This is a genomic window from Brassicibacter mesophilus, assembly GCF_050433385.1.
Classification (GTDB): domain Bacteria; phylum Bacillota; class Clostridia; order Tissierellales; family Proteiniboraceae; genus Brassicibacter; species Brassicibacter mesophilus.
Window position 1 is genome coordinate 118,776 of sequence record NZ_JBNPXI010000007.1, and the last position, 20,303, is coordinate 139,078.

At 31.5% G+C, this 20,303-nt stretch carries 17 protein-coding genes; 2 read left to right on the forward strand and 15 right to left on the reverse strand.

Annotation, left to right across the window (positions count from 1 at the left end):
• Nucleotides 1-10: 10 nt before the first annotated feature.
• From HNR33_RS09990 to HNR33_RS10030, 9 genes are all read right to left on the reverse strand, one after another.
• Nucleotides 11-1,273, reverse strand: coding sequence for an MDR family MFS transporter (locus HNR33_RS09990; RefSeq protein WP_429082920.1), 1,263 nt, complete (start codon nt 1,271-1,273; stop codon nt 11-13).
• A 358-nt stretch (nt 1,274-1,631) separates the two neighbouring features.
• A complete protein-coding gene (gene carB / locus HNR33_RS09995) occupies nt 1,632-4,820 on the reverse strand; it encodes a carbamoyl-phosphate synthase (glutamine-hydrolyzing) large subunit (protein ID WP_429082922.1) in 3,189 nt (1,062 codons plus the stop codon).
• Complete coding sequence (carA, locus tag HNR33_RS10000; protein WP_429082924.1) at nt 4,798-5,889, reverse strand: glutamine-hydrolyzing carbamoyl-phosphate synthase small subunit; 1,092 nt, start codon at nt 5,887-5,889, stop codon at nt 4,798-4,800. The genes carB and carA overlap by 23 nt, the downstream gene beginning before the upstream one ends.
• Before the next feature lie 272 nt (nt 5,890-6,161).
• Nucleotides 6,162-6,803, reverse strand: coding sequence for a lactate utilization protein (locus HNR33_RS10005; protein WP_429082926.1), 642 nt, complete (start codon nt 6,801-6,803; stop codon nt 6,162-6,164).
• Nucleotides 6,804-6,876: 73 nt separating this feature from the next.
• Entirely contained in the window at nt 6,877-8,139 is a 1,263-nt protein-coding gene (locus HNR33_RS10010) for an MFS transporter (RefSeq protein WP_429082928.1), read from the reverse strand.
• Between the two features lie 178 nt (nt 8,140-8,317).
• A complete protein-coding gene (locus HNR33_RS10015) occupies nt 8,318-9,019 on the reverse strand; it encodes a hypothetical protein (protein ID WP_429082930.1) in 702 nt (233 codons plus the stop codon).
• Between the two features lie 48 nt (nt 9,020-9,067).
• On the reverse strand, nt 9,068-9,508 hold the full coding sequence (locus tag HNR33_RS10020) for a MarR family winged helix-turn-helix transcriptional regulator (RefSeq protein ID WP_429082932.1): 441 nt from the start codon (nt 9,506-9,508) through the stop codon (nt 9,068-9,070).
• 481 nt (nt 9,509-9,989) lie between these two features.
• A complete protein-coding gene (speD, locus tag HNR33_RS10025) occupies nt 9,990-10,799 on the reverse strand; it encodes an adenosylmethionine decarboxylase (RefSeq protein ID WP_429082934.1) in 810 nt (269 codons plus the stop codon).
• Between the two features lie 145 nt (nt 10,800-10,944).
• Nucleotides 10,945-11,856 (reverse strand): radical SAM protein, encoded by a 912-nt coding sequence (locus HNR33_RS10030; RefSeq protein WP_429082936.1) that lies wholly within the window; start codon nt 11,854-11,856, stop codon nt 10,945-10,947.
• A gap of 180 nt (nt 11,857-12,036) precedes the next feature.
• On the opposite strand from HNR33_RS10030, the gene HNR33_RS10035 reads away from it, so the two are divergent.
• On the forward strand, nt 12,037-13,203 hold the full coding sequence (locus tag HNR33_RS10035) for a metallophosphoesterase (protein WP_429082938.1): 1,167 nt from the start codon (nt 12,037-12,039) through the stop codon (nt 13,201-13,203).
• Between the two features lie 104 nt (nt 13,204-13,307).
• Nucleotides 13,308-14,540, forward strand: coding sequence for an aminopeptidase (locus HNR33_RS10040; RefSeq protein WP_429082940.1), 1,233 nt, complete (start codon nt 13,308-13,310; stop codon nt 14,538-14,540).
• A gap of 56 nt (nt 14,541-14,596) precedes the next feature.
• On the opposite strand, the gene HNR33_RS10045 is transcribed toward HNR33_RS10040, so the two are convergent.
• The 6 genes from HNR33_RS10045 to HNR33_RS10070 form a co-directional block, all read right to left on the reverse strand.
• Nucleotides 14,597-15,337 carry a hypothetical protein gene (locus HNR33_RS10045; RefSeq protein ID WP_429082942.1) on the reverse strand — a complete coding sequence of 247 codons (741 nt, stop codon included), beginning with the start codon at nt 15,335-15,337 and terminating at the stop codon, nt 14,597-14,599.
• A 2-nt stretch (nt 15,338-15,339) separates the two neighbouring features.
• A complete protein-coding gene (locus HNR33_RS10050; RefSeq protein WP_429082944.1) occupies nt 15,340-16,221 on the reverse strand; it encodes an ATP-binding cassette domain-containing protein in 882 nt (293 codons plus the stop codon).
• Nucleotides 16,218-16,595, reverse strand: a complete 378-nt coding sequence (locus HNR33_RS10055; protein ID WP_429082946.1) for a GntR family transcriptional regulator — start codon at nt 16,593-16,595, stop codon at nt 16,218-16,220. The genes HNR33_RS10050 and HNR33_RS10055 overlap by 4 nt, the downstream gene beginning before the upstream one ends.
• A gap of 182 nt (nt 16,596-16,777) precedes the next feature.
• The gene (locus HNR33_RS10060) at nt 16,778-17,644 is read right to left on the reverse strand and encodes a tRNA 2-thiocytidine biosynthesis TtcA family protein (RefSeq protein ID WP_429082947.1); all 867 of its coding nucleotides are present in this window, start codon (nt 17,642-17,644) and stop codon (nt 16,778-16,780) included.
• Between the two features lie 75 nt (nt 17,645-17,719).
• Nucleotides 17,720-19,117 (reverse strand): vWA domain-containing protein, encoded by a 1,398-nt coding sequence (locus HNR33_RS10065; RefSeq protein ID WP_429082949.1) that lies wholly within the window; start codon nt 19,115-19,117, stop codon nt 17,720-17,722.
• 12 nt (nt 19,118-19,129) lie between these two features.
• Nucleotides 19,130-20,299, reverse strand: a complete 1,170-nt coding sequence (locus tag HNR33_RS10070) for an AAA family ATPase (protein WP_429082951.1) — start codon at nt 20,297-20,299, stop codon at nt 19,130-19,132.
• Nucleotides 20,300-20,303: the final 4 nt, after the last annotated feature.

Consider the following 20,303-nt stretch of genomic DNA (forward strand, 5'->3'; position numbering starts at 1 on the left):
TTCTCTTTTATTATCCTTCAAGTATTTTATCTTCATTTATATGCTGTAAGGAGTTTTTCTTTTCGTACTTTTCTAAATTAAGCATAAAAATAGTTGAAACCACTCCGAATATACCAATCATAATCCATGCATGCTCAATAGTAACATGAGTTAAGATTTTACCCATCCCCCAAGGTCCAAGAGTATATCCCATACCAAATATTATAGGAAGTGCGGCACTCATTCTTCCTCTATGCGATGCTGGTGTATGATTAGCAATGAAAGGAGACGTACTTATAGATAACAGTATCTCTCCTATTGTAAATATGAATACCGAAACAAAGAAAAATAGTAAAGTGTTTAAAAATCCTAGCATCCCAAATCCTATAGCATATAAAAGTCCTCCATACGCCATAAGTCTTATGTTTTGAGCTTTTTCACCTAGTTTAGTTACAATTGGTGTAAAGAAAATAACTACAATACCATTAAAGCTGGCCATAATTCCATAGTAGTATGCACCATTAGATAGAAAGTTTTGATCTGAATGCAGTGGCATCAAAAATCCCCACTGAGAATAGACAAAGTTAAAGCCAAATGTAATCAATGCAAAATATATAAGAATAGGTCTTCTCAGAAGAACTGAAATTATGGAACCTTCTTCTCTTTTTTCTAATACTCTCTCTTTATCTGTTATCTGTTCCTCAGTTTTATGTATGGTCTCTTTAATGAAAATTGTTATTAGACTAAGTGATAAAAGTGCAGTAAGTGCATCCCCTATAAATATCCATGGTAAATGATTCTTATATAATATACCTCCAATAAGAGGTCCAATAGCAAATCCAATATTCCAGCCCATATAAGATAAAGAATATGCCCCTTTTCTATTTTCAGGTGTTGTCAAATCTGCAATAAGAGAATCATGTGCTGGCCCTGCAGCCACCATTGAAGCTCCTGCGAGCATTATAACATATACCATATTCATAGATGGCTCCATAAATCCACAGATAATATATAAAATTGCAGCAATTGTATCAAAAAATATAATGACCTTTTTTCTTCCTATAGTATCTGCTAGTTTTCCCCCTATAATAGAAGCTGGAAGATATAAAAACCCTGAAATACTCATATAGAATCCAGCTTCTTCACTTGATAATCCTACATTCTTTGTAAGTATAAAAGTAAGTAAAGGCATTACAAAACATCCAAGTGCATTTACTATTCTGGATATGAATATTACATATACTTCCCTTGGTAACCCCTTGTACGGAGTTAATAAATCCTTAATTCTAGTCATCTTAATTTCCCTCCTATGTCAGATAAATATATATAAAAAAGTCATGGACTGCATATTATATACACAGATAGCCCATGACTTTGAAAGCAAATAAATATAGTTCCTCATGTATCATAAAAAAGCCACGGATTGATTACAAACCGTGGCTATACATATCTTTCCAGTTGACTATATCAATAGACACAAACATCTATTAAATCTATGACTGTATATCAAGGTCGTAATCTTTAAATATAAAACTTTTATTATCTGCTACGAAAACTATTTTAGCTTTCATGAGTCACGACCTCCAATACAAAATTTATAATAACTATATAATTATACTGTTAATTTATATTTTTGTCAAACATTTTGCATACTATTTGAAATATTCATTTAATGCTCTATATTCTAACTTCTCACCTTTCTCTAAAACATTTATAGCTTTTTTAAAAATACGAGCTGTTTCTATACTAGTAAACACAGGTATGTTATACTCTTGTGCTTTTTTTCTAATTCTATAACCAGTTTTTCTTTCATCATCTCCGAGCGTTGGAGTATTAACAATCATACTAAGCTTCCCTTGCATTATCATATTTTCTATGTCAGAATACTTTATCTCCTCAGTTTTTATCCCATATTCCACTAAAACCCTGTTAGTTCCTTCTGAAGAATATATCTTAAACCCTAGATTTTGATAATCCTTCGCTATTTTTACCCCTTCTAGTTTATCAATATCATTTAAAGATATATATACTGCACCATCTACAGGTATTTTAATTCCTGAGCTTCTGAATGCCTTATATACAGCTTTATCTACGTCTGTATCTATCCCTAGTATTTCCCCTGTTGATTTCATCTCCGGTCCTAAATGAATATCAGCACCATTTATCTTTCTCGTTGAAAACACAGGAGCCTTGACTGCATACAAATCTTGATTAGGTTTTAACCCAATCCCGTATGGCGAATTCTTAAGCTTCCTACCAATCATTGCCTCAAACGCAAGCTTAACCATTGGCACTCCAGTAACTTTACTTAATATAGGAACTGTTCTAGATGCTCTAGGATTTACTTCTATCACATGTATTTCTTTTCCATCGTATACATACTGTATATTAATAAGTCCTATTGTTTTTAACTTTAAAGCTATTTTTGAAGTATAGTCAACTAGAGTCTCTATAACTTCTCTAGATAGGTTTATAGGTGGATATATGGTTATGCTGTCTCCAGAATGTATTCCCGTTCTCTCTACATGCTCCATAATACCCGGGATTAATATATCTTCTCCATCAGATACTGCGTCTACTTCTATTTCTATTCCTTTTACATACTTATCTATTAGAACTGGATGCTCAGATGAAAGTGATACTGCTTCAGTTATATACTCTTCAAGAGCACTCTTATCATAAACTACCTTCATTGCACGCCCACCTATTACATAAGAAGGTCTAACTACTACTGGATATCCTAGTTCTTCAGCTGCTTTGAAGGCTTCATTAGTGTTTATAACTGTAGTCCCGTCAGGACTAGATATACAGAGATCGTCAAGAAACTCACTAAACTTGCCTCTATCTTCAGCAAGATCAATGGATTCGAATGAAGTCCCAAGTATATTTATATTCTTTTTATACAGCTTTTCAGCTAAATTTAATGATGTTTGACCACCAAACTGAACTATTACTCCTTCTGGTTGTTCCTGCTCGATTATGTTCATCACATTTTCTATATTTAATGGCTCAAAGTATAATTTATCAGCTGTATCAAAGTCTGTACTCACCGTTTCAGGATTATTATTAATAATTATTGAACTATATCCACATTCTTTTATTGCTTTTACTCCATGTACACAGCAATAATCGAATTCTATACCCTGTCCTATTCTTATTGGCCCTGAACCTAACACTATTATTTTCTTTCCATCAGACATTATATTTTCATCTTCTTGTTCATAGCTCGAGTAGTAATAAGGTGTTTCCGCCTCAAACTCTCCACCGCACGTATCTACCATCTTGTATATTGGATATATACTATTTTTCATTATCAAGTCATCTATCTGTTCTACACTTAGTCCTGATAACTCACTTATATAATCATTAAGAAATCCCATAGATTTAGCTTGGTATAAGAGTTCTGCATTTAACTGTCCATATGCAATCTTATTCTCCATAGCTATAATGTTGTTCATTCCATTTAGAAACCATCTATCTATTTTTGTCTCATTAAATATCTTGTCCACAGTTATTTTCATTCTCAAGGCTTGAGCTATTGCAAAAATTCTTTCATCATCACATAATCTAATTTTAGTAATGATTTCTTTATGACTTAATCTTGTTAACTTGTCTGTCTTTAATCCAGTAGATTTAACCTCTAGTGAACCTATAGCCTTTAGTAGTGCACTTTCAAAGCTTCTTCCAATAGCCATCACTTCTCCTGTAGCCTTCATCTGAGTCCCTAGTGTTCTCGCTGTTTTTCTAAATTTATCAAAAGGCCATTTTGGTATTTTTACAACAACATAATCTAATGTTGGTTCAAAGCAAGCACTTGAGCTTTTTGTAACATAATTTTTTAATTCAGCTAAGCTATAGCCGATGGCTATTTTAGCAGCTATCTTAGCTATGGGATATCCAGCTGCCTTTGAAGCTAGAGCGCTAGAACGACTTACTCTAGGGTTAACCTCAATTACTATATATTTATCGCTATTAGGATCTAAAGCAAACTGTACATTACATCCTCCTCTGATTTCAAGACTTCTAACTATTTTTATTGATGATTGTCTCAACATCTGATATTCCTTATCTCTTAAAGTCTGAGATGGAGCTACTACTATACTATCACCAGTATGCACTCCCACAGGATCTATATTTTCCATATTGCATACTATTATACAGTTGTCATCATTATCTCTTATAACCTCATACTCAATCTCTTTCCATCCTGCAACACTCTGCTCTAGCAGTATCTGTCCTATAGGACTGTTATTGATTCCACTAGTACATATTTCATCAAGCTCTTCATTATTATTAGCAATGCCCCCTCCAGTTCCACCCAAAGTGTATGCTGGTCTTATTATTACTGGAAACCCGTTAACACTAGCAAAATCTCTACATTGTTCTAGGTTCGTAGCTATAATGCTGTTTGCTATGGGTTCTCTTATATTAATCATCTGCTCTTTAAATAACTCTCTATCCTCTGCTTTTTTTATAGATTCTACATCTATTCCTAACAGCTTTACATCATGCTTTTCTAATATTCCAGCTTTTTCAAGGTCCATAGCCAAGTTTAATGCAGTTTGCCCTCCAAAACCCGCAAGTATTCCATCAGGATGTTCTTTTTCGATTATTTTTTCCAGACATTCAACGGTTAAAGGCTCTATATATACTTTATCTGCTATATCAGCATCTGTCATTATAGTAGCAGGATTACTATTGACAAGTACTGTTTCTATTCCTTCTTCTCTTACGGCCTTACAGGCTTGCGTTCCAGAGTAATCAAATTCTGCTGCTTGTCCAATGACTATTGGTCCTGACCCAATTATTATGACTTTCTTAACAGACTTGTTTATCGGCATAGTTATCCTCCTTTATTAGCGTCATAAATTTGTCAAACAAATGTGCTGTATCTGTAGGTCCTGGAGCTCCCTCAGGATGAAATTGCACGGAAAAAACAGGGAGATTTATATGCTTCATCCCTTCCACTGTTCCATCATTAAGATTTGTATGAGTTATAACCATACCTTTATTCTTTATACTGTCAGCATCTACGCTGTATCCATGGTTCTGGGAGGTTATATACGCCCTCTTCCTCTCAATGTCATATACTCCATGATTCCCACCGCGATGTCCATACTTCATTTTGTAGGTATCTCCCCCGAATGCAAGAGCTAGTATCTGATGACCTAGGCATATTCCAAATGTAGGTAAGCTATGAGCAAGTCTTCTTGCTGTATCTATAGCTCCTGTCAGAGTTTTCGGATCTCCAGGTCCATTACTTAATAGTATTCCCGAAGGGCTGCTCTCCATTATTTGCTCATAAGTTGCATCATATGGAAATACTGTTATATCAAATCCTCTGCTTCTTAGATTATTAAGAATGTTAGCTTTTATGCCGAAATCTAATACTGCTATTCTTGGACCATCTCCCGCTAAGTGGACTATTTCATTAGTACTAACTTCCTTTACCCAATTATCATTTGCTTTTTCTTTCATTAAATATTTTTCAAGCTCACCAACTGAAAGTTCTTGGTTTGTTATTACACACTTTAAAGCTCCACTATTCCTTATTTTCTTAGTTATACTTCTTGTATCGACATCATATATACCAACAACACCCTTGCTTTTTAACATATCGTCAAGCACACTTTCACTCATGTAATTTGAGGGGTTGTTAGATACAGCTTTCACAACAAACCCTTTTGCATAAATACTTCCAGACTCATTTTCTAAGACATTAGTACCATAATTTCCTATCAACGGATAAGTCATAGTTACTATTTGTCCTGCATATGAAGGATCTGTAAGAATTTCCTGATAGCCTGTCATTGACGTATTAAAAACAAGCTCACCAACAGAAACTCCAGAATGTCCAAAACCTTTTCCAACATACACAGTACCATCCTCAAGATATAATAATCCTATCATTCTATCACCCCTACCAGTATAATTTTGGGGCATAAAAAATGCCCTTCTGGTTTTGGGCACAGAAAGGCATAGTTATCCTCTTAAAAGACAATCAACGATATCGCATACCTTTCTAGCCTCTCTGGACCAGATTAAAGATAATTTTATTGTATAGAATATTATCACTAAATTTGTTAACTGTCAAGACAAATTAACTGTTATTTATTCAGCTTAGATTTATAGATAACCAAGAAGGAACTTTGAACTTACTCATCTATAATATAATTTTAATATTAATATCCAAGTTCCTTATTTACTATTATTACATGTATTCTGCCTGGTTTCATCTGTCTTCTTATAACCGTATATTCACTACATATTCTGTCATCACTTTTACAGTCCATACAGTATCCTACTTTTGCACATGGAGTACTTTTATTCAATCTCTTTGCATTAGCCGGAGCAGAAGTCTCTCTGTTTCTTATAACAGCTTGGTCTAAGTCCTTCACTATTTTGTTTACTCCTACAACTACTATTACTTTATCTGGTCCATAAAGCATTGCTGCGACTCTATTTCCATTTCCATCAACATTATAAAGCTCTCCTCTTTCTGTTAAAGCATTGCTACTAGAAAAATATGCATCCGCTGAGAAGCTTTTTCTGTAAATATCCTTTATTTGCTCAGGAGTTAGTCCTTCAGCATATCTGTCTAAAAAATTATATTTGCCATTTCTTAGCATCTCTATAATCCCAGTTTCAAACAATGTCATAGATCCGCCAACTGAAACTGTATCTCCTTCTTTAATAAGTTGCTCAATTTTATTTATAGCTTCTTGTTCATTTTGAACAAAATAGCCATTCATATTATTTTTCTCAAGACTCTCAATGGTTCTTTTAACCCTTTCTCCAATTACAAAAGCAGCGTTATTATCCATTATAATTACTCCTTTCATAGCTTTTTATTATAGTATAATATAAAACTATGAAAATTACACTGTATTAGTACACTTATAGACTTTTTATATTCTGATTATCTTTTTCTAGTATAATAGCACTTTTAGTCCTATAATAAGCTAATAAAAACAATAGTATAACTGGCGATAAAATAACTCCTGCGATAACAATGGCCTTTGAAATCGATAGCTTTAAGGCTATATATCCTATTATAGGTCCTCCTAATATCTGTCCTAACGCATCAAACTGTCCTATGGTCGAAAGCACTGTTGCTCTAACCCTAGACTCTAGATTTTCATTTATCCAAGCTCTATATATGGGGCTATTGGCAGTCCTAATAATATATGCTGCCCAATACACCATAACTGCTAAAGTAAATCTTCCAGAAAAACCAAACGAAATTATACTTACAACTAAAAGAATATTTAGTATAACTAGAAAACGTATCTTCTGGATTTTACCTGAGTTTTCTGACTTTCTTTCAATAATCCGAACTCCAATTATGCTCAAAATCATTGCAAATGAATTTATTATTCCAAACCATGTAACAGGCTTTAATTCCAAGACAGTAGGGAATTGTAGTTCTTTAAGAAAATGTGCACTCCAAAGTCTATCAAAGCCTTCACTATATAACCCATAAAACAAAGAAATACACAATGTAATTATAAGGATTGGCCGTGTTTTGACAAACTTCATTCCTTCAATAAACGTATGACCCATTTTCCCCCATGTGTTTTTATTTTTTGTTTCAATGGGTGTAAATCCATTTTCAGGCATAAAGAAGACTAGAAATACACCTAAAAAAATGAATAATATCCCACTTATTAAAATAGGAAGCTGAATATGTATATTGCCAAGTAAAGTACTTAAAAAAATACCTAACAACGAACATATTTGACTAATTTGAGTTCCTTTCAAATACAGTCCTTGGAGATTCTCTTCACCTATTTCATCTGCGATCCAAGCATCATCTGCCCCACTTAAAAACGTCGCTCCAACTCCCCAAATCACCTGAGAAGCAAGAACAATAAAATATATTGGTATTAAACCTTCCAGAATAAATCCAAAACCAATCATCGTTACTCCTATAATAATTGAGAGCTTCCTGCTGTGCATGTCTGCCACAATCCCAGTAGGAATTTCAAATATAAAGCATGCAGTCTCTAAAACAGTACCTATAAGTACTAGTTGTAGTGGATTGACTCCAACAGTTTCTATATAAAAGATACCTGTAACAGTAAAAATTAGAGTAAAAAGCAATGAGCTTGCTCCCAAATAAATCAGGTATATTGTTTGTGCACTAAGTTTTTTTTTCATTTTATCACTCCTCGTAAATTGTGAAAGATACTGAACTCGATTTTGTCATGTTAGTTCTACTATATAAATACTACTATCAAACATCTAAAATATCATTGGAAAGAATGACTTTAATAATACACTACCTAAAATGAAAAAAGACGGACATAAGTTAGTCCGTCTTAAATACTATCTTAAATTAATTATTCAATTGTAATATACCTGAAGTTCTAAATACTCCATAGTATACCACAAATGCTGCTACTAAGTAAGCCATCGTTTTAGGAATCATAAATAATCCAATCAAAGGAACCTTATGTGCAAACAGTATAACTGGAGTATAGAAACCGTAGGATACTACGATCATAATTCCAATCCATTTGAAAACTGCATCCTTTGACTTAACTGCATCAATTAAAATGAGTAGTGTGATTCCTAATCCAATTATCATAAGTGGTATGTTTCTATACATAACCCAGTTAAATTGCTGTACTGAACTTCCCCACTGATTTGCAGGGAAAGCTAAAACTATAAGTCTAACTAATGCACTTATAAATAATATATTCGTGATTGCTCCATAATTTTTATTGTATCTTAGCTTCCAAGCTACTACAAGCAATACATAGAAGATTGTTACCGTAACTGATGTTGCTAACTTGCCTATCCCAACTAATCCTATATTCTGTTCTATTCCTCCGTTTAAATATGCTATAACTCTAAAGCCTACATGTCCAGTATCTCCTAATGCTAACAGCGCAAAAGCCCAACCAAAAACTTTAGCGAGTTTTATATTTTCTATAGTTCCACGCTTGATATGATTATACATCTTTACAACCAACGTCCATATTACTATTAGATATCCTATATTAAATAATATTTCCATAATATCTCTTATTTCCATATCTAACACCTCCAACAATTAATTAATGGACTTATACCTTTTATTTCTTTATCCAAGCTTTCTATCTACTACCTGCTTTAAAGTTTCAAGGCCTTTCATTATTACATCAATTTCTTCAACAGTTAAATCACTAAAAATGTTTTCAAAATATACATTTATTGTCCCTCTAAACTCCTTTACCATTTCCTCTCCTTTTTTAGAAAGGGTTATATATACTATTCTTCTATCTTCTTTACTTCTTTCTCTTAATACTATTTCACTTCTTTCTAATCTATCAATGATCCCTGAAACTGTACTATTAGTAAGGTTCATCTCCTCACTTATTTCACTAACCTTCATCTTTCCACGCTTTGATATTACTTTAAGAAGCATTATTTGTGGAACAGTTAACTCCTCACCTTCAAACTCATTTCTTATACAGTGCTTTAGCTTTGAATAGATTTCTCTAACTAAAAAAGCAATCTTTATCCCGTACTTCTGGTTATTCATATTTGACCTCCCATAAAGTTATCATTTAGTAAATAGCTGTCTTCTTATTTAGTATATTGATGTTTCGCATCATAATATTTCGTATGCTAATTAATTTTAGTGTACTATATATTTTTTTAGAAGTCAATTATTTTTCTTGCTGAAATTTTATATCAATTGAATATTTCATTATGTGACAATATAAATAATTAGAAAAGAGGTGATTTTGTGGATAGATTCGGTGATCGTTTACAGAAGCTAAGAAAAGAAATGTGATGAAACCTCTAATAATATCCATTACGGCTTAAAAAATAAGAAGGATTCCGATCCAAGCTTTAATATACATAATCTTGAAAGTCTCTTAAAATTGATATTACGAAATTGAAGTCAACGATTGGATCGGAAGGGGTGAATTTAAGGATGTTGTAAATTCAGCAACTATATCTGCATATCAGCAATTATTGATTGAATGGAAAGGAGAACTTAAAAAATAAAATATGTGTCATATATTAATTCCGTAAAATATTTCAGTCATTTCATCGTTCAATTTCTGAACAATTTCTGATTTTTGTTTTTGTGTTAAATCTTCTTCCTTTATTTCAAATAAATAGCTACTTAGTTCTAAATCTTTTAAAAGCATTTTTGTGTGAAATATATTTGACTGATATATATTTGCATCTATCAGATTATATTTTTTTATAATATTTTTATCAATGTAGTTTTGTATAGAGCTTATTTTGTGGTCTATAAAGTGTTTTCTTCCTTTCACATCTCTTGTAAAACCCCTTACTCTATAATCCATTACTATAATATCTGAATCAAAGCTTGATATCATATAATTTAGAGCCTTTAGAGGTGAAATAGTTCCACATGTGGATACATCTATATCTACTCTAAATGTACTTATTTCATTTATTGGATGGCTCTCTGGATACGTGTGTACAGTTACATGACTTTTATCCATATGCCCAACTATGTTTTCCCTATTTGGAGTTAAAACCCCTCTATTGCAAGATGGATCAAGTACATAATATGGAACCTCTTCCTCTGAAATCAAAAGCGTTACACTAGCTCCTTGAGGATCGTAGTCCTGTTTCGCTATGTTTAATACACTAGCACCTATTATGTTTGTAACTTCAGTGAGGATATTTGTTAGTCGTTCTGAGTTATATTGCTCATCGATGTATTCTATATATTTCTTTCTATCCTTTTCTGTCTTTGTATAGCAAATATCATATATATTAAAACTTAAAGATTTGGTAAGATTATTAAATCCATAAAGTTTTAACTTATTTTTCTTAATCCTGTCCAATTCTATTCCTCATTTCTCAAATATAGTGTTGTACTTATATATTACATGGATACCAAGTTCAAAACATTGTTACAGCACTTACTTTATTATTTCTCTAACATACTTTTTTATAACACATACAGGGATTAAGTCTACACTACTTTAACTACATGTTGTATTTATAATTTCTAAGCCCTGCTTCTTTAGCTGCATTTACAGCTGCTTCATATTCATCTAGTGTAATTCTTCTTTTTAACCTTTCAATATCATGAGCTTTATACGAAGGATAATATTGAGCCATAATATTTACATAAGTGTCCTTTGATAGCTTGTCAGATATAAATTGCATTATTTTTTCAGTTCCTGCAATATTATAAGGCATGACAAGATGTCTTATTAAAAGTCCTCTATATGCTATACCGTTTTGATCTGTTTTCAAATTACCAACCTGCTTATACATCTCTATAACTGCATTTTTAGCTATTGAATAATAGTCTTTAACACCTAAATATTTGAAAGCAACATTATCATCAGAAAACTTAATATCAGGCATATATATATCAACTATACCATCTAATAATCCGATAGTATCTGTCAGATCATAACCATTTGAGTTAAATACTATAGGTATGTCTAGTCCATTCTGCGATGCTATAAAAATTGCCTCTACTATTTGAGGAACTATATGACTTGGTGAAACAAGGTTTATGTTATGACATCCTTTGTTTTTGAGATAAATCATCATGGCTGCAAGTCTATTTACACTTACTTCTTCTCCTTCTCCACAGTGGCTAATCTCATAGTTCTGACAAAATACACATCCTAAATTACAATGCGAAAAGAATATTGTTCCTGAACCATAATTGCCTATCAGTTCCTGTTCTTCTCCAAAATGAGGTTGTGCTCCTGATACAATTGGATTTTCAAGGGTTCTACAATACCCTCTTTCTCCCTTTTTTCTATTTACCTTACACTGGTGAGGACATAGTACACATTCTTCAAGCATTTTATTTAAAATGTTAACCTTTTTCATCAATTCTCCATTATGCAACAAATCTAAATACGAAGGTCTTTTCATTGTTATCATCCTTATGATTTTATTTTTCGAAAATATATAATTTATGTTTCCCGTTTGGAAAATAATATATAATATTAAAATCATATTCCTTTTATTGTATTAGAACAAAATCGCTGTCAATAATTAAGAATAGAGTGATTTTACAGTTTTGATATTGACTTTACTTTAGAGGTGATGATTTTGAAGATAAATGTTAAATCTTTATTATTAATTAGCATGTTTTCATTTATATATATATTGTTAAGCTATTACTTAGGGAAAAGAATAAACACTTTCGTAGGTAGATTTTATAGTAATTCTAAACAATATGTTTTTTTTATTATTGTATTAGTACTTTCAACCTTTTATATAGTATATAGTCTATTAAAGTATTCTTTTAAAATTGATATAACTTGGATGAAAAATTTAGGTAACTACTGGATGGCTATATTTTATTATTTAGTCTTTCTATTTTTCTTGTCTGATATCATTTTTCTATTATTTAAAATATCAAATCTCCAGAACTCTAATCTATATGGATATATTAATAATATTCATTATAGTGGTGGGTTTGTAGTTTTGCTATCAGCAGTTTTAATAGTATATGGAACTTTTAATGCATATAATTATAAGTCAGTATCCTATGATATAAAGATAAATAAAAAAAAAAGTGATATAAATGAATTGAAAATAGCTATGCTTGCAGATTTACACTATGACAACAGTAGAATTAGATATTTCTCAGAGGTTGTAGACTTAATAAACAGGGAAAATGTTGATTTGATATGTTTATGTGGTGACATCGTTGATGAAAATACTAATAAAAATGATATAAAGAGACTTCTAAATGATTTAAAGAGACTTAAAACAACTTATGGTATTTATGCAGTAAATGGGAATCATGAATCCCATTTGAATTATCAGCAGGACTACGAAGAAGGTCTAAAGAATATAGGAATCAGATTGCTAGAAGATGAAACTATTCAAGTAAATAACAGCTTTTATATTATAGGACGGAAAGATATCAGTGTAAGTAGAGAAAGCAACAAGCATAGGCTTGATATAAATAATCTAGTTAAAGATATAAACAAAAATCAGCTCACTTTGCTTTTAGATCATCAACCTGTAGATATTAAAAATGTTGAGAGCACGTGTATTGACCTACAATTATCTGGCCATACCCATAAGGGTCAGCTATTTCCGAATAATCTCGTTACAGGGCTGATGTTTGCCACAGATCATGGACTTTATAAAAAAGATGATTATAGCTTAATAGTCACTTCTGGGATTGGCACATGGGGACCACCTGTAAGAGTGGGTTCAAACGGAGAGGTTGTATTTGTAAAATTAAAACCGGATTATGATTAAAGTTAGTAAATTTTTATATAATATTAAATAATCATAATAATCATTTAATTTATACCAAATATAGTTTAAACTATTAATGTAAAGAATGAAGGGAGTGGATATTTATGAAAAATTTTGAAGTTTTACTAGACAAGTATGCACAGCTTGCTGTAAAGGTTGGTGTAAATCTTCAACAAAATCAGGTGCTTGTAATAAATTCCCCTATAGAATGTGCTGATTTTGTTAGATTAGTAGCAAAATATGCTTATGAAGCAGGTGCAAAAGATGTACATGTAGAATGGTCAGATGAACAACTTACTTTGATGAAATACTTAAATGCTGATGATAATGTATTCAATGAATTTCCGAAATGGAAGGCTGATGCTTTTGAGCAGTTTGCAGAAAATAATGCTGCATTTCTCTCTATCTCTGCATCAAATCCAGAGCTTTTAAAGAATGTAGATCAACAAAGAATAGCTAATTTCAACAAAGCAAGAGGAATTGCGATGAAGAAATTCAGGCATTATACAATGAATAGTATAGTTTCATGGTCTATAGTATCGATACCTACTAAAGACTGGGCAAAAAAGGTGTTCCCATCATTAGCTGAAGAAGAGGCTATAGAAAAACTATGGGAAGCTATATTTAACGTAGTTAGAATAAACAAAGAAGATCCAGTAAAAGCTTGGAATGATCATATTGATAATTTAAGTGAAAAGGTAAAATTCTTAAATGAAATGAAATTCAAAAAGCTACATCTATTATCTAAAGAAACAGATCTAATGATCGAGCTTCCAAAAGGACATGTATGGGCAGGCGGTGGTGAACTAAATGCAAAAGATACATACTTCGTTGCAAACATGCCTACTGAAGAAGTATTTACAATGCCATTAAAAAATGGAGTTAATGGTACTGTTCAAAGTACAAAACCACTAAACTACAGTGGTAATCTGATAGATAACTTCAAACTTACATTTAAGGATGGTAAAGTAGTTGATTTTGAAGCTGAAAAAGGTTATGAAACTCTTAAAAAACTAATTGAAACAGATGATGGCGCTAGCTATCTAGGAGAAGTAGCTCTTGTACCATATGATTCTCCTATTTCAAATTCAAATATTATATTCTTCAATACATTATTTGATGAAAATGCCTCCTGTCACCTTGCTCTAGGAATGGCATATCCTACCTGCATAGAAAATGGAGATAAAATGTCAAATGAAGAGTTAGAAAAAGCAGGAGTTAATAACTCTCTTATCCATATAGACTTTATGATCGGGTCAAAGGATTTGGATATAATTGCAGAAAAAGAAAACGGCGAAAAGGTTCAAGTATTCAAAAACGGAAACTGGGCATTCTAATAAACAGACCTCATAGAGCGATTCAATCAATCTATGAGGTCTGTTTTTAAATCATTTTAGATTTTACTTTTTATATCGTGTTTTCTTATCAGGAGCCATCCTATAAAGAAAAACATAGCTGAGAATAAGGTTATGGTTAGACAATAGAGCGCCATATTACCTGATAACACTGTATCATAAAAATTTACAACGCTGGTTCTTAAAACACTTAAAGATGTAAATGATAAAACTACAGCAATTAAAATCCAGGTCCAGTATCCAATTCTGTATATTATAACTCCAAGTAAATTAAATACTGCACACAAAATTAGAAGTGCAAAAAATACCTTAACTCCACCTAATTCAAAGCCTGAATATACCTCTACCCCAAGGGAAGGAGCGATTATCTGTTCAATCTTTATAAGAATAACTTGAACAACTGTCATGGCTAAGGAAAGCAATATATAATATAGTATACTTCCTTTATAAAAATCTTTTCTTGTAGATCCAAACCCTATCAATGTTGGGAAAGATTCAGTATACATAACTATTCCAGTAACTATAATAAATATTCCAATAGCAACATAGTTGCCTCCAACTACAGAATATAATCCATCATGATTTATTCCAAAAGCAACATAGTTGCCTCCAACTACGGAATGTAATCCATCATGATTTATTCCAAAATTCGTATTCTGAAATATAATATTACCTATATGACCTAATATATCAAAAATAACCAATATACCCCAAAATATTATAAATGATCCTTTTGTATCTATATATTGAAATCTCATATGAGTCTTTAATTTTTCCATAACTATTCCCACCCCCTATTGCTATCTGTTAAATATATGAATAGCTTCTGTAATGGTATTCTGCTAATTTCTGCATTGACTCTTCTTAACTCCTCTTTTTCAACTTCAGTTAGAACTCCTAAGAAAGCAATAATTGCAGTGTTTCCAAAGATCTCTTTAGAAAGAACTTTTTTGTCTTGAACAAAGTTCCGTAGGGCTTCGTCATTACCTGTAACATAATAAGCTTTTTCAGTAAGCTCTTCTACGTTCTCCTTTATCAGTATTTTCCCTTTATCAATTATAATTACTTCTTCAAAGAGATTACTAACTTCATCTATTAAATGTGTTGATAAAATTATGGTTCTTTTATTTTTTTGATAATCCTCTAATAAGATATTATAAAACTTATCTCTCATAGCTGCATCTAATCCGAAAGAGGGTTCATCAAATATTGTTATAGGTGCACGACTAGCAAGCCCAATAATATTTGAAACTGAAGATTTCATTCCTCTAGACAGATTTTTATATTTCTTATTTACATTTAAATCAAACTCTTTTACTAATCTGTCTTTAAATTTATTGTCCCAGTTTTTGTAGAAAATTTCAGCTTTTCTAAATATCATTTCTACTCTATCACCTTCTAAAGGATACTCTTTTTCTTTAACAAAGCATATATTATCTATAGCTATGCTATTCTCAAATACTTGCTGTCCAAATATATTTATTTTCCCTTCATCTTTTGCATACTGGCCTGTTAACAAATGAAGTAATGTAGTTTTTCCAGCACCATTTCTTCCTATAAGACCATATATTTTATCTTTTTCAAGCTCAAATGTTACACCGTCTACAGCATTTAAGCTACCAAAGCTTTTTCGTAAGCTCTCACATTCTATAGCTTTATTCATCTATCTTTACCCCCATTATAATTTCTAATTGATTCTAAAAGTTCTTCCCTGGTTATCTCAAGCCTTTCTGATTCTAATATTATCTCAGGTATCGTTTGATCAAAGAAAATCTTTTGCCTTTTCTTTAAAATCATCTCCTTAGCACCTTCTGAAACAAACATTCCTATTCCACGTTTTTTATAAAGTATTCCTTCATCTACTAGTATATTTATCCCTTTAGCTGCTGTAGCAGGATTTATCTGAAAGATTTGCGAGAATTGATTTGTTGAAGGTACTTGTTCATTCTCTGCTAAATTGTTATTTAAGATATCATTTTCAATTTTTTCAGCTATTTGAATATATATTGACTTATCTATACTTAGAGTAGGTTTCACTTACACACCTCCTTAGTTAATCAGTTCATTACTTATATAATTAAGTATATAACCTTGCATAATATTCGTCAATTATATTTTCAAAGGATTACGGTTATTTCGTTTTGCATTTTTCGACAAAAAATAAAATTAGCTTGTACGTTAAGCACAAGCTAATCATTAATATTACATATAGACTTTAACTATTCTTCATCATAAAAATCTAAATACGAATGCTTTTCACCGTCTTTTTCCCATCCTAAAATAGCATCCATATTTACATTTTGAGCTGCTTTGAAAATAGACTTATCAACATTCTCAAAGTTTTTCTTCATTTGTTCAATCAAGTCTTTAATCTCATATCGTTTATTACCTATTTTTTTTGCAGCTACCATACATGCGCAATTTAGCGGCCAAATTCCACTATTCTGAGTAAAACGCTGTATATGAAGCTCCTCAACATAGTATAAAGGCCTTATAAGCTCTAATCCCTTAAAATTTGTGGATTTTAGCTTTGGAAGCATTGTTTTAAAGTTCCCTGAATACAGGACATTTAATAAAGTTGTTTCAATAACATCATTAAAGTGATGACCCAAGGCAAGCTTGTTGCATCCTAGCTCTTGTGCCTTTGAATACAGTGCTCCTCTACGCATTCTAGCACATAAATAACAAGGATAGTCTTTAGCCATTCTATCTGCTATATCAAATATTCCTGATTCGAAAATATGGACAGGAATATTTAGATATTCACAGTTGTCTATTAGCAATTGCTTAATATCTGGATGATACCCCGGGTCCATAGCAATAAATTCTAAATTAAATTTGAATTGTCCATGACGCTGCAGCTCTTGGAAAAGTTTAGCCATCAATAAGCTATCTTTGCCTCCCGATATAGCAACTGCTACCTTGTCGCCTTCTTCTAGTAAATTATAGTCTTTTATTGCTTTAATGAATTTTGACCATATGTTTTTTCTATAGGTTTTTACGATGCTTCGCTCTATTTCATTTAGCGGTTTTCTTTCATTAAATGGAACTAAGGTTTCACAGCCTTCTCCTGCTATTCTACTCATTTGATCACCTCATTACAGTTAAAATTCATGAGTCGTGGAACCATCCCTTTGCTCACTTGACTCATTGATTTGGTTTTAGATTGAAAATAATGTATTGTTTGCATCTTCTACTGTTTCTTCAGTTAAATCCTTTAATAATATCTGAATATCATTTATTTCATTTAGAGCTTCTTCGATTTTTTCCGATACATTTACTGTAATCATTCTAAATTCTTTTTTCTGCTTTTGAATATTAAAACTTTCTATAAATTCTTCATCTAAAGGCGCTTCACCATCAGTAATAAAAATTATATCAGAATATTTATATTTTGCACTATTAATTAGCTTTAAGGCTTCATTTAGTGGCTCTACAAAGTTTGTTCCGCTTCCATAGAATGTAGTAGCTAAGTCATATATTTTAGCAGCTTCCACTTTATTTCTATTAAACTCTATAGTTTTACCAACCTTATATGAAAATAGTATCGCAACAAAATCCCTTTTCTGCTTAAATGCTATATCTAGTAATGTAATAGCCACAGATTTAGACCACACTTCAAGGTCTCCTTCCATTGATGATGAAGTATCTATACAGCATATAATAGGCCCTTTTGATTTAGATCTATTATTTTTATACTTATACGACAATAATTCCTTTTGAGTGTACTTTTTATAGAAACTTTTCTTAGTAGCCTCTTTTGTTAGTAATAGCTTTTCTGAAGGTAAGATTTTGTGTATCTCATTTCCTAATTTTACTCCACATATCTCTTGTCCTTCTTCTTTTGTTTTTCTTCTCTGGAGCTTACTAGCAGATGCTTTAAATCTCCCAGCCATTTCAGATATTTCTTTTATTTTTCTCAGTTTTCTTAGTTTTAAACTTACTTCTACCTTTTCTTCATAAGATGTAGGGTTAATCTTGCCATCATCAAGTCCCCAGGTCTTAATAGTATTTGTTATACTTAAAAATTCTTTATAACACATTGAAACGCTTTTATAAATTAAATTATCGTTTGATATTATTATATCAATATTATCTATAATCTTATTAATTTTTTCTTCAGCTAACTCTGATGGCTGGTTTAAACTAATTATATATTCTAGTTCTTTAAGGTAATTTTTAAAACCCTCATTATTTTCAGAAAGCTGATTAAATCTACTTGCTATTTCTGTGCCTAGTAGATCTGATGCTAGTATTGAGTTGAAATGCTTTAGTGAGCAGCTTTTCCTTAACGATTGAAATTCGTCTGTTTCAGAAAGCTTTTTAATTATAATATTATTAAGCCTATATTCTATATTTACTTCTTCAGCTTTTTTGATCACTGGATTAGCCTTGAATAAGGCTAAATACATATCTTCACATAAACTTTCAAATGTAGTTATCACCTCTCTATACTTTTCAACATTTTCCTTTATTCTATGTGTTCTTTTAAATATATTATTGTAAATATCAAGGTCTAACTCAAAGCACTCAATACTATTTATAAACAAATTATCCACACTTACACTCCCTTACACTACGTCATACATTAAGCCTTCATCTTCTATTTGCGCTGTTAGTTTGTCCAGATAATCCTTAATCTCCTTTTTGAGAGGCATAAATTTGTTTTTAGTTTTATCTTCCATAAGGTCGTATTCTTTTAGTACTCTATTCGTCTTTTCATATAAATACTCTACAGAACCTCTTATTTCGATAATCGTACGAATATCCTTTAGATTTTTAGAAGCGTCAACTATCTCATTATAGTGTTTACTTATGGCGTTATATTCCTTTTCATAAGGAGATACTAGCCTTTCTCTTATTATTTCATCTATCTTTTCAATATCTTCTAGGTTATTCCACAGCACATCCCTAAGAGCTTCAAAATCACATGAACTAACCTTATTTCTTTTGCATAAAAAAGCATTTGCTCTTAAAACTTTTAAGCATTCGTTCTGTCTCCTGTCTGATATTATAATTCCTTCTTGTAAAAGAGCGTTTATTAAAGAAATATATTCCTTCAAAACAGAGTCATCTATAGCTACTTCGTCAAGTGCACTTCTTAATAATTTTAGTTCCTCTAAGGTTATTGTAGTGGCTTGTCCTTCGTTTGAACTATTGTTTAAAAACCCTTTAAACATCCTCATTTTATTATGAATATCACTTACATATCCTATATTCATTCTAAAAATCATCCTATCGTATAATGCCATCAGAGAATCCTCTTCAGGAAATTCATTAGATGCAGCAAATAATGATATCAGAGGAACACCTACAGGATTACCATCATTATAAAACATTTTTTCATTTATAATTGGTAATAAAATATTTAAAGTAGGCTCATTGCACTTAAATATTTCATCAAGGAATGCAATCTCAGCTTCAGGCAGCTTGCTTTTTGTCACCCTTAAAAATCTGTCATTTTCCATTTCTTTAATACTAAATGGTCCTAATATCTCTGCAGGGTCAGATGTTCTATTTAAAAGCCAAGAGAAATATTTTGCATTTTCTATTCTACTACATAATGCATTTGTCAATGCACTTTTTGCTGTACCTGGTGGACCTATTAATAAAACCGTTTGTCCTGTTATCAATGCTTTTATACTATTATCTATAACTTCGTCTCTTTCAACAAATATATTTTTTAATTCTCTGCTGATATTGTGTAATTTATCAATAGCAGCTTCAACTTTTTGCTCCATGACA

Excerpts from the sequence above, each read along its gene's own strand:
- HNR33_RS09990 (WP_429082920.1), bottom strand. The coding sequence starts at position 1,273 with ATGACTAGAATTAAGGATTTATTAACTCCGTACAAGGGGTTACCAAGG.
- carB (WP_429082922.1), bottom strand. The coding sequence starts at position 4,820 with ATGCCGATAAACAAGTCTGTTAAGAAAGTCATAATAATTGGGTCAGGA.
- carA (WP_429082924.1), bottom strand. The coding sequence starts at position 5,889 with ATGATAGGATTATTATATCTTGAGGATGGTACTGTGTATGTTGGAAAA.
- HNR33_RS10005 (WP_429082926.1), bottom strand. The coding sequence starts at position 6,803 with ATGGATAATAACGCTGCTTTTGTAATTGGAGAAAGGGTTAAAAGAACC.
- HNR33_RS10010 (WP_429082928.1), bottom strand. The coding sequence starts at position 8,139 with ATGAAAAAAAAACTTAGTGCACAAACAATATACCTGATTTATTTGGGA.
- HNR33_RS10015 (WP_429082930.1), bottom strand. The coding sequence starts at position 9,019 with ATGGAAATAAGAGATATTATGGAAATATTATTTAATATAGGATATCTA.
- HNR33_RS10020 (WP_429082932.1), bottom strand. The coding sequence starts at position 9,508 with ATGAATAACCAGAAGTACGGGATAAAGATTGCTTTTTTAGTTAGAGAA.
- HNR33_RS10030 (WP_429082936.1), bottom strand. The coding sequence starts at position 11,856 with ATGAAAAGACCTTCGTATTTAGATTTGTTGCATAATGGAGAATTGATG.
- HNR33_RS10040 (WP_429082940.1), top strand. The coding sequence starts at position 13,308 with ATGAAAAATTTTGAAGTTTTACTAGACAAGTATGCACAGCTTGCTGTA.
- HNR33_RS10045 (WP_429082942.1), bottom strand. The coding sequence starts at position 15,337 with ATGGAAAAATTAAAGACTCATATGAGATTTCAATATATAGATACAAAA.
- HNR33_RS10050 (WP_429082944.1), bottom strand. The coding sequence starts at position 16,221 with ATGAATAAAGCTATAGAATGTGAGAGCTTACGAAAAAGCTTTGGTAGC.
- HNR33_RS10060 (WP_429082947.1), bottom strand. The coding sequence starts at position 17,644 with ATGAGTAGAATAGCAGGAGAAGGCTGTGAAACCTTAGTTCCATTTAAT.
- HNR33_RS10070 (WP_429082951.1), bottom strand. The coding sequence starts at position 20,299 with ATGGAGCAAAAAGTTGAAGCTGCTATTGATAAATTACACAATATCAGC.